The sequence below is a fragment of the Corynebacterium sp. MSK122 genome (assembly GCF_030229435.2).
Lineage (GTDB): Bacteria > Actinomycetota > Actinomycetes > Mycobacteriales > Mycobacteriaceae > Corynebacterium > Corynebacterium marquesiae.
On the sequence record NZ_JASPHV020000010.1, the window covers coordinates 26961 to 39781 of the forward strand.

At 54.9% G+C, this 12821-nt stretch carries 12 protein-coding genes; 9 read left to right on the forward strand and 3 right to left on the reverse strand.

The window, feature by feature from the left end; all coding sequences use genetic code 11:
- Positions 1-41: 41 nt before the first annotated feature.
- Positions 42-494 (reverse strand): hypothetical protein, encoded by a 453-nt coding sequence (locus QP934_RS05835; RefSeq protein WP_419127042.1) that lies wholly within the window; start codon positions 492-494, stop codon positions 42-44.
- Between the two features lie 168 nt (positions 495-662).
- Between QP934_RS05835 and QP934_RS05840 the strand changes: the two genes are divergently transcribed.
- The 7 genes from QP934_RS05840 to QP934_RS05870 all read left to right on the forward strand — a co-directional run bounded on the left by QP934_RS05840 (position 663) and on the right by QP934_RS05870 (position 6057).
- Positions 663-1079, forward strand: coding sequence for a hypothetical protein (locus tag QP934_RS05840; RefSeq protein WP_419127043.1), 417 nt, complete (start codon positions 663-665; stop codon positions 1077-1079).
- A gap of 34 nt (positions 1080-1113) precedes the next feature.
- Positions 1114-1770 carry a hypothetical protein gene (locus tag QP934_RS05845; RefSeq protein ID WP_419127044.1) on the forward strand — a complete coding sequence of 219 codons (657 nt, stop codon included), beginning with the start codon at positions 1114-1116 and terminating at the stop codon, positions 1768-1770.
- Positions 1771-2070: 300 nt separating this feature from the next.
- Entirely contained in the window at positions 2071-3051 is a 981-nt protein-coding gene (locus QP934_RS05850; RefSeq protein WP_419127045.1) for an SMI1/KNR4 family protein, read from the forward strand.
- Positions 3052-3514: 463 nt separating this feature from the next.
- Positions 3515-3916, forward strand: a complete 402-nt coding sequence (locus QP934_RS05855; RefSeq protein ID WP_419127046.1) for a hypothetical protein — start codon at positions 3515-3517, stop codon at positions 3914-3916.
- Positions 3917-4021: 105 nt separating this feature from the next.
- A complete protein-coding gene (locus tag QP934_RS05860; protein ID WP_419127047.1) occupies positions 4022-4486 on the forward strand; it encodes a hypothetical protein in 465 nt (154 codons plus the stop codon).
- Between the two features lie 297 nt (positions 4487-4783).
- Complete coding sequence (locus QP934_RS05865; RefSeq protein WP_419127048.1) at positions 4784-5473, forward strand: alpha-ketoglutarate-dependent dioxygenase AlkB family protein; 690 nt, start codon at positions 4784-4786, stop codon at positions 5471-5473.
- Positions 5474-5511: 38 nt separating this feature from the next.
- Positions 5512-6057, forward strand: a complete 546-nt coding sequence (locus QP934_RS05870; RefSeq protein WP_337888355.1) for an NAD(P)H-dependent oxidoreductase — start codon at positions 5512-5514, stop codon at positions 6055-6057.
- A gap of 86 nt (positions 6058-6143) precedes the next feature.
- Here the strand turns inward: QP934_RS05870 and QP934_RS05875 are convergent, their stop codons facing one another.
- Both QP934_RS05875 and betT read right to left on the reverse strand, forming a co-directional pair.
- The gene (locus QP934_RS05875) at positions 6144-7721 is read right to left on the reverse strand and encodes an aldehyde dehydrogenase family protein (RefSeq protein ID WP_419127049.1); all 1578 of its coding nucleotides are present in this window, start codon (positions 7719-7721) and stop codon (positions 6144-6146) included.
- Positions 7722-7766: 45 nt separating this feature from the next.
- Positions 7767-10016 (reverse strand): choline BCCT transporter BetT, encoded by a 2250-nt coding sequence (gene betT, locus QP934_RS05880; RefSeq protein WP_419127050.1) that lies wholly within the window; start codon positions 10014-10016, stop codon positions 7767-7769.
- Positions 10017-10349: 333 nt separating this feature from the next.
- Between betT and betA the strand changes: the two genes are divergently transcribed.
- Together betA and QP934_RS05890 are read left to right on the forward strand one after the other, a co-directional pair.
- Positions 10350-12125 (forward strand): choline dehydrogenase, encoded by a 1776-nt coding sequence (betA, locus tag QP934_RS05885; RefSeq protein WP_419127051.1) that lies wholly within the window; start codon positions 10350-10352, stop codon positions 12123-12125.
- Positions 12126-12308: 183 nt separating this feature from the next.
- Positions 12309-12437, forward strand: a complete 129-nt coding sequence (locus QP934_RS05890; RefSeq protein ID WP_419127052.1) for a chemotaxis protein — start codon at positions 12309-12311, stop codon at positions 12435-12437.
- Positions 12438-12821: the final 384 nt, after the last annotated feature.

The window sequence follows — 12821 nt, forward strand, 5'->3', positions numbered from 1 at the left end:
TAAATCACAAACCACCACACACCCTCCGAGTGGGCGATCCATTAATCCCGCATCCATATTCGGTTCGAATCATTACAAAAATCGAGCAATTCGATCCATGTAGAAGGAACGAAATTGTTCCTATCAGTTTTCAACCAAGTAATGCGGTCCGGGTCTTCAAAATCGAGATTCTTGAGAATTGATTCTCCAGCAATGTCGTACGCCCACAAGTCGTGGACATTTTCATATTCAACCGAGTATTTTTGAAAAGTTCCCTCAGGGTGATAGATGCATTCAAAGCCTACAAAGGCTGTCCCTTGAGGCGTTTCCACTTCCAAAACGAGATATAGAAATTTATCAATCCAAGCGGCAACGCCATGAAACTTCGGCAGTGATACGGCAGCTTCAACCCTGAACCTATTTTCGTTCAAGGCATCCCTATTAAGGATTCCTGCCAAATGGGATGCAGCGTCCTTTAAATCGAAGTGATGCTCTGGGGGTATTGACATTTTCATAAATACAAAGTGGAAATACTGCTACTACATCAGCTTTGGGTTTGCCACTCATTTCATGAGTAGCAGTGTTGTGAACAGAGTGCATAGTAGTAATTCTGCGTCGCTCTGCAGAGGATTCAGCTCAAAATCTTCCGCTGCTAAGAAGAAAAGCTGGGATAGTCTAGTTCTATGTCCTCTCGGAAAATTCTCCTTCGTCCAGAGTATAGCCATCCAAGCTCTTTATGGCCTTCTGAAGAGCTAATAGTTACTGGATCTAAGAAAAGAGGATTTTATCTTCCTGAGGACATAGGAATTAAGCCCGATTTAGGAAACGAAATCCTTGAGTGGACGAGGGATTTTCAGCACAATTTTCTCGAAAAGCCTGATAGCTTTCATCAGCGTCCTCTCTGGAAGGATCAATTCGATAGGTTTAGATGGTATGAAGTCGGCTGGGATATTACATACAACTTGAGGGATTCTTTAGCGTCGGTGCAGGTAGTACCCCAGTTTTCTCAATTTGTTTTTCCATCAATGAGCGAAGAGAAAACTTCGGAAAGAAACCTTTATGCTTTCCCGGGGATGAACGCGAAGGGCACGTATGCATAAGTAATGTTAGGAATAAGGAATAATCATGCACAGTATGCTCTGGGATAACTTTTGCGAGAATCAGAACTTAACTGAGTTTGAAGAGGTATCCGATCTGTCTTCTTCCGGTGTTCTAGCAAGTCTCATAAAGCACAATTCCGCTAGAGAAGTATCTTTCGACTGCATCCATTATCCTGGAGGAACCACAGATAAACATGGGGCGTTCACCGACTATACGACCTACCATGTGGATGCTTTTCCTGCTCAATCTGAGATGATTACCTTTTGTAACGGGGAGAAAATTAATTATTTTGGCCCAGAGGTGCGCAACAATCAGATTATTCACCGGGCAGCACCACCGTCGAGCACCGGCTGGCCCCGCATTCTTCTGGACTACAAAGGGTATCCCGAATTCTGGGGAGATACACTCAAAAAGCCACCGCGACTTCATTATCCTCGGTCCATCACGTTAGCGAGGAAGCCTTTTGACTTTGAATATTATATTCGAGTCGTAAGCTATTCCGATGCAGAAATGAGTGAGCATCAAATGTGGAAGGAGGCGGTCATCGATACAGAATTTTCCATGGCAGTTCTTTTAGCCCGTCATTGGGGATCAAACATTGACAGTGTGTGGATCTCGCTTCACGTTGAAGAGCGTAGTGACTGGCGCGCACCCGAGAGCAAAACAATTGACTATTGCTGGGATTTTTAATGCTGGAATCGGAACTTTCTTATTCCTAGCTCTACAAGGCTGTATAAACTAAAAGCAAAAGCGATGACCTAGGAATAAAACTCGGGGTACTTCAAGGGCTCAGCGCTCGAACATTCCACCTTGTTATACGAATAGTCGACTTCTTGTTGACGGCTTCAACGCAAGATTCATCGGATCCCTGTGAGATTAAACCCCCGCTTTGCCTCCTTTTTAGCCTCACCTTTTAATTATCAGCGTCGAGTCTAGCTAGGCTGACTATTACTTTGGACAAGCAATGTTACGAATTGTTAAAGGGCAATCATGAAAAACTACGCCAACCTTTTTGAGTACACTGCACAGCCAGCAGACAGTCAACGCATCCTTGAAATTGAAAGCAAGCTTGGCAAGAAGCTACCTGATGATTACAAGATGCTGCTTTCAGAAACTGGAGGCGGCATCCTCAACCTTAAAAAGTGCTTCCTTACAGATATTTCCCTGCCTGATGGGGACACCTTGGAGGTCGTTGTTGAAGACATCTTCGGCAACGGCACAGCAAGCAATGGCGCTCATGTTGATTTGATTGACTACGCAACCTTCCTTATGGATGAGTGGGAGATTCCCGAAGAAGTCCTTCTCTTGGCTACTAGCGAAGACGGAATGCATCAATGCTTTGTCATTAACTACGGCTTGCCGGATTTCCCAGAAGGCGCCGTATTGTACGTGGATACCGATCCCGATGGGCTCATCATGCCCGTTGCAGAATCAGTCGACGCATTCTTGTCTAAGCTAAGTCCCTACCCAGACCAAGAAGAATCGGTTGAAGATGCAGAGCCGGATAACATCGGGATCAATGGTGTTCGATATGGCTCACTTTCTGAACCTCTCCGAAAGGCAATATCTGCTACTCCTACGCCAGGAATCGAAAAGCTTTTAAAGCAAGCCACAGAGCTCATCACCAAAGATTTAAATCCAATAATCACCGAGAATAGCCCTGAAAGTCGAACCTTTTACGACGTTGTGTACTGGATTGTTCAGCATATTGAGCCCCAACACGATCCTAAAACATTTGCCGACGGAGGCCGAGAAGGACAAATACTAACCTTCCCAGAACTCATGAAGAACTCATTTATAGTTCCTGGTCAGAAATACGAACTCGGCTACACGTTCGCGTCCTTAATCATATGGTGGGATCGTCGAGTCAAAGAAGGAGTTCTCAAAGAAACTGACAACGGTTTCATTCTCGACGAGGATTACGCCGGTAGCGTCTTTAGTCAGCTTCGCCAAGGAAAGTGTCAAGACTAGCTTTCTTCCAGAATTGTTATCTCTGCACCCAGCACTTAAAAGCAATCTCCCAAACAAGAGGGGCGTCAATTTATCATTTCTTCGCGTCGAAATTTCCAGTTGTAGAGCTAATAGCTGTTGTTATGTTTAGTTTTCCCGCCTCGGCCCCCCTGGCGTTGGTGGGTTGCACAAAGGTGAACACCGCTTTTTACGGTGCGGTGAGAGTCCCTAGGTGCGGTGGTGACCGCTTGGGAACTCTTTTTCTAGTGCGGCAATAGCTCTTGGATGAGTGGTGAGTGTCTAGTGGCTTTAGTTGAGAACCGGAGACTGCTAGCGGCACGCGACTCATTTTCTTTGTCCTGAGAAGGGGTGGCTTCCTTGGCCTGTGGCTTTCATCATATTGGCTTAAACTCTGCCAGCGTGTGCTAACAGGTAGGTAGCATCTCGTGTTGTGAGTCGCCCTTCTCTAAGGAAGTCATAGAAAATGAAGTTCAATTTTGAGGTACCTGAACCGTTGCAGCGGTCTGTACCTGTTTCATATTACGAAAATCTTCTGTCTGATTACCGATACCTGGATATTTCTTATCTCGGTATAGGCAGCACGGGCCAAATTTTTGGCAAATGTGAGATCGGGGGAATCGACTATGACATTGATGGCTTTGAGAACGCCGGATTGATTACCTCAATAGAAATCTTGGACGCGCGGGAGTCGGATAGCTTCCTTGATATCCCACTGTCATTGTCAAGCCGAAAGTTTGTCAAAGCCCTAAAAGATGTGGGGATCGAATTTGAACATAACCGTGACGGCATAACCATTCCCCACGACAATGGGACCATTGCTTTGTCATACCAATTCGGCAAAGTTGTGGCTATTTGTTGGGAATAACCAACCAATTTCAATCACACGAGTGCGCAGTCTGACTTACGCGACAGCCTAACCGAAGGCCTTGACGTACTAAACAACCGACGAAAAAGGAAGTGCATCGAGAAAATGAATATCGAAGGTACCTGCCCCTTGCCCGTAAAGCCCGGAATGACGGTGAACCAGGCTACTAAAGCATGCTACGACTCTGACCTGACTGCTGATACGTATGAAGAGCAGTTTGAAGGCTGGGTTGATATCGAAACACTCGAGCCTGGTGATCCTGGCCGCAAGATTGTGTGCTGCGTGGAGGACGGTAAGTGCGTCACCGTTGAAATGAAGTACATAGAGCTGCCAATCACGGATACTTTCTATGGTGTTGACCTTAATCGTCGCCCTGCTGAGACCGCACAGGAGAGCACTGAACGAGTCGCACAAGAGCTACAACGCCAAGGCATCCGCACCGAGATAAATGATTTCCTCATCTTATTGCCTGACCACTTAGTCGCACTCGAAGTCGACGAAGGCGTTGCGTGGTTTGATCCTGACTATTGGAGCCTTGAGGACTTTCTTGAAACGTCGTTCCTTGCCTAATGAAAAGTAATCCTTAGGTGTTAGCGAACGAAGCGGCAGCAGCATGCTTCAACAGCAAGTAGTTAGAACGCACACCAACTTTGATGACGGTTCCAGTTTCCCGCTTTGTACTGCGGTATATGACTAAGGCCTTTGTACTCGGAAAGCGGGAAAGGAGCTGAACCCTGTTTGGTGGGTGCCTAATATTCAGCCCAGCTAGGTCAGTCCCTTGGCCCCAATTGGCCCTAGACACATTCTGGTCCTTTTTGAAGGAAAGCTCTGATCGCTTTATCGGAACGCGGGGATTAGGGTGAGGTCATGCTTTTTGATTCGCTGCCGCGGCCGAGCGTGCGTGTGGCACCGGGGGTGGGGCATGTGCCGGGATGGGTGGGCGTCGATAAGCAGAAGGCCCTAGTAGAAGAGATGCGCGGCATTGCGCGTGAGTATGCGGCGACGCCGATGGCGATGGTGCGGCCTCGGCTGAAATCCGGCGGGCAAATGAGTGTATTTCAGCTGCATATGGGTAGGTATTGGCATTATCCCAGCTATCGGTACGTGGACAATATAGACGGCACGCGGGTTCCGCCGGTGCCGGAGAGCCTGCGGCGGATTGCTCCGGGGGCATTGCGCGCCGCGGCGGAGGTAGCACCCGAGCTAGAGCCATGGGTGGAGACTTTCGTGCCGGAGATGGCGCTGGTGAATTACTATCCACCGGGATCGGCCATGGGTATGCACGTGGATGCCTTTGAGGAATCACCTGCGCCGGTGATTTCGCTTTCCATTGGGGATGAGGCGCTTCTCCGGATGGGGCACACCGAGGCGCGCACGCGGCCGTGGGACGATATCACGCTGTGCTCTGGGGATTTGGTGGTCTTTGGTGGGCCAAAGCGCTTTGCCTACCACGGGGTGGTGCGCGTTAATGATGGCACGTTGCCGGAGGGGTGCGGATTGAGTGAAGGACGTATCAACATCACTATCAGACAAGTATCTGCGCGGGCGGTAAGCTAGAGAAGTTACATAAAGCTTGAAGGAAAGAAGGTTCTCTTATGTCTCGTATCGGCATCATCATCGGCACTACCCGCGATAACTCGGCCGGCAAGGTAGTGGGCGAGTGGCTCAATGAGGTGGCCCAGGGGCGCCAAAATGGCGTGGAGTACACGCTGCTGGACCTCAAGGAGTTTGATATTCCGCTGCTGACCACTGACGTCATTCCTGCCACCGCCAATAAGCAGTATGCGGATGAAAAGGTGCAGGCGTGGTCCGATGCTGTGGATGCCTGCGATGGTTTCGTATTTGTCACCCCAGAGTACAACCGCTCCGTGCCGGGTCCATTCAAGAATGCCTTCGACTGCTTGGCCGCAGAGTGGGCGGGCAAGCCGGTTGCGTTCGCCGGTTACGGTCCTGCGGGCGCTATCCGCGGCGTGGAAGCATGGCGCACCATCGTGGTTAACTTCTCCATGCCGCAGCTGCGCAATCAGCTCGACTTCGGTTTCTTTACTGACTGGACCGATGGCGAATTCCGCCCCGTGGATGCCAAGGTGGAACGCACCAATTCCTTGCTGGCCGAGCTGGAAGATGCCGTTTCCGCATAATCAGTGCCTGTTGGCCGCATACAAAAAGCCAGCCCCCGCGCTCTTCGTGTGAGCAGCGGGGGCTGAATGCTAGGTGGCCGGCTTAGTTACTGCAGGCCGAACTGATCCCAAGCGGCAGGGGAGAGGTTCTGGTACACGTGCTTGTGCTCCTGGTACTCGGCCAAGCCGGTGGGGCCAAGCTCGCGGCCGTTGCCGGACTGCTTGAAGCCGCCCCACTCTGCCTGCGGCAGATAAGGGTGGAAGTCGTTGATCCAGATGGTGCCGTGGCGCAGGGCGCGGGCTACGCGCTCGGCGCGGCCGGCGTCGGAAGTGTAGACGGCGCCTGCCAGGCCGTACTCGGTGTCGTTGGCGATCTCGATGGCCTCCTCCTCGGTGGTGAAGGTCTCGATTGTCACGGTCGGGCCGAAGGCCTCGTCGTGGACACAGTCCATCTCGCGGGTAGCGCCATCGATAATGGTCGGCAGGTAGTACACACCAGCGCCCAGGTCGGTGGTGCCGGTGCCGTGCTGGCCATTGGTGTCCTCGCTGGTAGCCGCGCGGCCACCGGTGAGGATCTTGGCGCCCTGCTCGCGAGCCTTGTCCACGTAGGCGGCAACCTTCTCGCGGTGCTCGGCGGAGATGAGTGGGCCGGTCTCCGCCTTCTCATCGGTCGGGCCGCCGATCTTGATCTTATTGGCGCGCTCTACCAGGGCATCGACGAACTTATCGTGCAGGGACTCTTCTACAACGATGCGGGAGCCTGCGGAGCAGACCTGGCCGGAGTGGAAGAAGGCGCCATTGAGGGCGTTGTCCACGGCGACGTCGAAGTCGGCATCGGCGAAGATGACGTTCGGGTTCTTGCCACCGAGCTCGAGTGCGGTGCGCTTGACGGTCTCAGCCGCATTCTTGGCAATGATCTTGCCGGTAACCAGACCGCCGGTGAAGGAGACCATGTCCACGTCCGGGTGCTGGGACAGCGGGTTGCCGCAGTTAGCGCCGGCGCCGGTGATGAGGTTGCCCACGCCGTCCGGCAGGCCGCATTCCTTGAGGGCGGCCATGAGCAGCATGGCGGTGTGCGGGGTGAGCTCCGCCTGCTTGAGGACGAAGGTATTGCCGGCTGCCAGGGCCGGGCCCACCTTCCAGGAGACCTGCAGCAGCGGGTAGTTCCACGGGGTAATCAGTCCGCAGACGCCAACGGGCTCGGCGTCGATGCGCGAGCGCAGGTTGGGATCCTGCGGGTCGACTACGCGGCCGGCCTGGTGCTGGGCCAGGGTGCCGAAGTACTCGAAGGCGTTGGCGATGTCATCCATATCGCCCAAGGATTCCTCGTAGCGCTTGCCGGTATCGGCGGATTCGGCCTGTGCGAAAAGTTCCTTGTGCTCGCGGATGAAATCGGCCACGCGGATGACGATCTTGCCGCGTTCGGCGGACGGGGTATTGGCCCACTCGCCGTTGTCGAAGGTTTCACGTGCAACCTTGATGGCGCGCTCGGTGTCCTCGTCGGATGCCTCGGAGACGAGGCCGACGGTGGAGCCATCGGCCGGGCAAATGATGGTGCGGGTTTCGCCGCTCTGGGCGGCTTCCCACTTACCGTTGATAAACAGGGACTTTGGGGCGCCGTCGGCATGTACGCCCTTCAGCAGCTCGGTCTGGGTGGGGTCGAACAAAGTGTTCTGGGTGCTCAAGTGAAAAGCAACCTTTCTCTCATAGAGGTAGTTGTACTGGCCAGCTTAGCTATCTTCGCGCCAAGTGCGCTCGGGCTCGGCGCCATCGGAGACATCGGAATCGCCCGGCTGGGTTTGCTGCATGTAGAGGAAGGCCAGGTGACGCTCGTAAAGATCCAGCACGTTATTGATGATCTGGTTCTCGGAATAGCCGTAGACGTCATAGCCCAGCGAACCGGTCATATCGTAGACCTCGAGGCGGTAGTACTCGTCGCCCTCGCCCGTGCTGAAGTCGGGGCGCTCGGCCGCGACTGGGAAGAGCTGGTAGCGGAACATGCGCTCATTGTGCAGCTTAACTTCGAGGTCGAGCTGCGGAAGTTCGACGTCGGGAAGCTCGCTGGTGAGCAAGAGGGCATCGTAGCCGCGGCTGCGCATGTGCGTTGCCACCTGCTCGAGGGCGTAGGTAGCGGTTTCGCGCAGGTAGGTATCCATCTCCTGCTTGGAAGGGAAGGTATTGGCGCGGTCCAGGCGATTCTTCCAGAGGTTGGAATCCGAAGGCTCGCGCTCGGTACGGGAGGAAATCACGCCGTGCATAGCGGTGGTGCGGGCCTCGCGCTGGACGTTTTCCAGGCGCAGGGACTTCCACAGGGAGAACATGATGAGGTAGACCACGAACGCGAAGGGCAGGCCCATCACGACGGTCGCGGATTGCACGGTGGCGATGCCGTCGATCTGCAGCAGAGCCAAGGTCAGCGCGCCTACGGTCACGGACCAAAAGATGCGCAGCCAGCGCGCGCCATCTTGGCGGTTATCGGTAATGCGGGAGGTGAAGTTGGACATCACCAGCGCACCGGAGTCGGCCGAGGTGATGTAGAGCAGCAGGCCAATGAAGGTGGTCAAGAAGATGACGATGCCGGAGCCTGGGAACTCGTGCAGCATGTCATAGAAGCCCTGTTCCGGCACGTTGATCGCGTTTTCGGCGAACTCGGGGTAGTCACCGGAGCGGACCATGTCCAGGGCGGTATTACCGAAGAAGGACATCCACATCAGGATGAACAGGAACGGGAAGGTCAGGGTGCCAAAGATGAACTGGCGCAAGGTGCGGCCGCGGGAGATGCGGGCCAGGAAGAGGCCGACGAAGGTAGCCCAGGCAATCCACCACGCCCAGAAGAAGAGGGTCCAGGACTGCATCCAGGTATCCACGTTGGCTTGGTCATCGGCAAAGGCGAAGGTTTCCATGGTCCAAGATGGGAACTTCGAGACATAGTCACCGATATTGGTCACGATGGCATCGAAGAGGTAGGCGGTCTTGCCAAAGACCACGACGTAGATCATCAGTGCAATGGCCAGGTAGACGTTCAGCTCGGAGAGGAAGCGAATGCCCTTATCGACGCCGGATACGGCCGACAACGTTGCAATGGCCACGGCGATGATAATGAGGGCGGACTGCAGTCCAAGGCCCTGCTCGATGCCGAAGATGAGGTGGAAGCCGTAGGACAGCTGCACCACACCGATGCCCAGGGAGGCGGTCACACCAAAGACGGTGCCCAGCATGGCAGCGATGTCCACCGCGGAGCCGATGGGGCCGTGTACGCGCTTGCCGATGAGCGGGTAGAGCGCGGAGCGGATAGCTAGCGGCATATTGAGGCGGTAGGCAAAATAACCGAAGGCCATGCCCATCAGGGCGTAAAGAGCCCAGCCGGTCAGGCCATAGTGGAACATGGCGTAGACCACGGCTTCCTTGGCGGCCTCCATGGTCTCGCCGTCACCGACCGGTGGCTGCATATACATGGTGACCGGCTCGGCCACGGCGAAGAACATGAGGTCCACGCCGATGCCGGCGGCAAAGAGCATGGATGCCCAGGAGAAAGTATTGAATTTCGGCCGCGAGTGGTCCGGTCCGAGGCGAATATTGCCGGCATTGGAAAAGGCAATATAGAGCACGAAGACCACGGCGATGGTGGCGGTAAGAACGTAGAACCAGCCGAGGTTGGTGCCGATCCATCCGGTGACGCTGGCGAGGGTCTCTGCCGCGGAATCGCGGCCGAGCCCGGCATAGAGCGCCATGGCAATAATGAGGACGCCGGAGATGATAAATACCGGCCAGTTTGTCTTGGGAGCAGGAACCTGATCCGCGCCTACGGCGTCGCCGGTTTCGGCCTTATAGCTGCCGACGAGAGCGCGAACTTGGTAGCGCGGGCTGCGCTTTTTGGTCTCCCCGGACGGGGTTGCGAGAGAGGTGCTTTTACCCCCTTCTTGGGGGCTTTTACTTGAAGTGTGAGACTCCTCAGGATCGTGAGGGTCTAAGTTAGCCATCTACTTCTCCTATTGTTGGTTGGTTTGGGCCGAATCTTTCGCACGGGTGCCCCAAAATGCTCACAAGATCGCAGGGAGAGATAGGTGAGTGAAATGAATCATATTCGGGCGAACTATGCGCAAAGACTTCGGATTTCATCTCCAGAGTCATCCATCCGGATAAGGTAAATATACATTAAGATGGGCAAACTTCTAGAGGGGTGTGTACTCTGGAGGTAGTGCCCGCACATAAGGCGATGTGAATAAATACAGACTTTTGTATAAATTACAATATTTTCACTTCCGGTGGGGCAATCTTGACATGTGAAATATTTCACAGAAAGAAGGGGATTTATGGGTTTTATGGACAAGCTGACCAAGAAGCGTTCCGCTAAAAAGGTCACCGATGAAGTAAGCGACGTAGTCGTCGTTGGCGGTGGCTCCGCAGGCTCCGTCATCGCCGCACGCCTGACCGAAGACAAGAACACCCGCGTGCTGGTCCTTGAGGCTGGCCGCCCAGATTCCCTGTGGGATCTGTTCATTCACATGCCATCCGGTTTCTCTTTCCCAATCGGTGCAAAGAACTATGACTGGATGTACGAGTCCGATCCGGAGCCGGAGATGAACGGCCGCCGCGTCTACCATGCCCGCGGCAAGGTTCTCGGCGGATCTTCTTCCATCAACGGCATGATCTACCAGCGCGGTAACCCGATGGACTATGAGAAGTGGGGCCAGAACCCGGGCATGGAGAACTGGGACTTCGCCCACTGCCTGCCGTACTTCAACCGCATGGAAACCGCCGCTGCGGCCGAGCCGAACGATCCGCGCCGTGGCCACGATGGCCCGCTCTACCTCTCCCGCGGTCCGGCTACCTCCGAGCTCTTCCAGGCCCTGTTCAAGTCCGTGCAGGAAGCCGGCTACAACCTGACCAATGACGTCAATGGTTACCGCCAGGAAGGCTTCGCTCCGTTCGACCGCAATATTAAGAACGGCAAGCGTTGGTCCGCTGCCCGTGCCTACCTCTACCCCAATATGGATCGCGAGAACCTCGAGATCCGCACCCGCGCTTTCACCACCAAGATCCTCTTCGAGGGCCAGAAGGCCGTTGGCGTCGAGTACGAGTGGCAGGGCGGCGTGCACCGCGTTTATGCCGAGAAGATCGTGCTGTCCGCCGGTGCCATTAACACCCCGCAGCTGCTGGAAATCTCCGGCATTGGTGACCGTGAGATTCTGGAGAAGCACGGAATTGACGTCGTCAAGCACCTGCCAGGTGTGGGCGAGAACCTGCAGGACCATCTCGAGGTCTACATCCAGTATGAGACCACCAAGTCGACCGCGTCCTCCCAGCCTTACCTGGATAAGTGGCGCTGGCCGTTCATGGGCCTTCAGTGGCTGCTGACCCACAAGGGCCCGGTTGCTACCTCCCACTTCGAGGGCGGCGGCTTCGTGCGCTCCAATGAGAATGAGGATTACCCGAACCTCATGTTCCACTTCTTGCCGATGGCCGTGCGTTACGACGGCCAGAAGGCGGACGTCAAGCACGGCTTCCAGTGGCACGTCGGCCCGATGTTCTCCGATACCAAGGGCCACGTTCACATCAAGAGCGCCGATATCCACGACAAGCCGTCCATCCTCTTCAACTACCTGAAGACCGATCAGGACCGCCGCGAGTGGGTAGAGGCCGTACGCGTTGCCCGCTCCCTGCTGGATACCAAGGCTATGGAAGAGGTAGGCGCCCGCGAGTTCAGCCCGGGCGTGGATGTACAGACCGACGAGGAAATCCTGGAGTGGGTCCGCAACGATGGCGAGACCGCGCTGCACCCATCGTGCACCGCCAAGATGGGCGCGGAGTCCGATGCTATGGCCGTGGTTAACCCAGACACCATGGGTGTATGGGGCGTCGAAGGCCTCTACATTGCGGATGCCTCCGTCTTCCCGTCCGTGACCAACGGCAATATCTACGCCCCAACCATGATGGTGGGCGAGAAGGCTGCCGACCTCATCGCCGGCCGTACCCCGCTCGAGCCAAACCACGCCGAGTGGTACAAGGCCAAGCAGGATATGCCGCTCTACGCTGAGGGCGAAGCAGTCCGCGATCACAAGCACTCCATCCAGGGTGCTGACCACTAAGTAGCCTCCCGCTGGATTGCTCTAGCGCCGCGTTTCCCGTCCCTGGGAGCGCGGCGCTTTTGCTTGCCGACGTCCCCTTTCTTCCCCCACCGGACACCTCTCCGCTAGGCCAGAACCATGGTTTAATCGTCGGGCAAGGAATCAGATCCGGTGGAGTGAACTGCCAGAGAAAGGGGGACATTGATGCTCAGCATTATCGCTTTAGTCATTAGCGTCGTTTTCGCCGTTGCCGTTATTAAAAAGCTCGATGACATCGATGCGCACTTAAAGGAGCTACTCGCCTCGCGCGAAGATGGCGAAACACCGCGTTAATCGTGCGGGTGGCTAAGGAGACAGTGGACGAATTTCGAATTAACCAACTGCAAAAGGCCTATACCGACCGTGAAATGCAATTTTCCTGCGATGCAGCTTGAAGGGCTATGGCTTCGTAGATCAAAGTGGTTTCCAAGCAGCAGTTCCAGTACTTCGTACGCAGGGTAGCCAACACTGCCGACTTCAAGGAAGTATCATTCCCGGATACCAGCGAAAAGAGTTAGTCATTTGGCTATTAGAAAGCTTCGCTACGTGTGGTTCGACCCGTACGCAATGTCCGTGAGTGTCTAGCCCTAGATGGAGAACCTGGTGTCAGTGTCGCTGGTCGCACCTACGCCGCCGTCATGTCTGCCGACACCCTGTTCATCACCATCCCCACAGGGG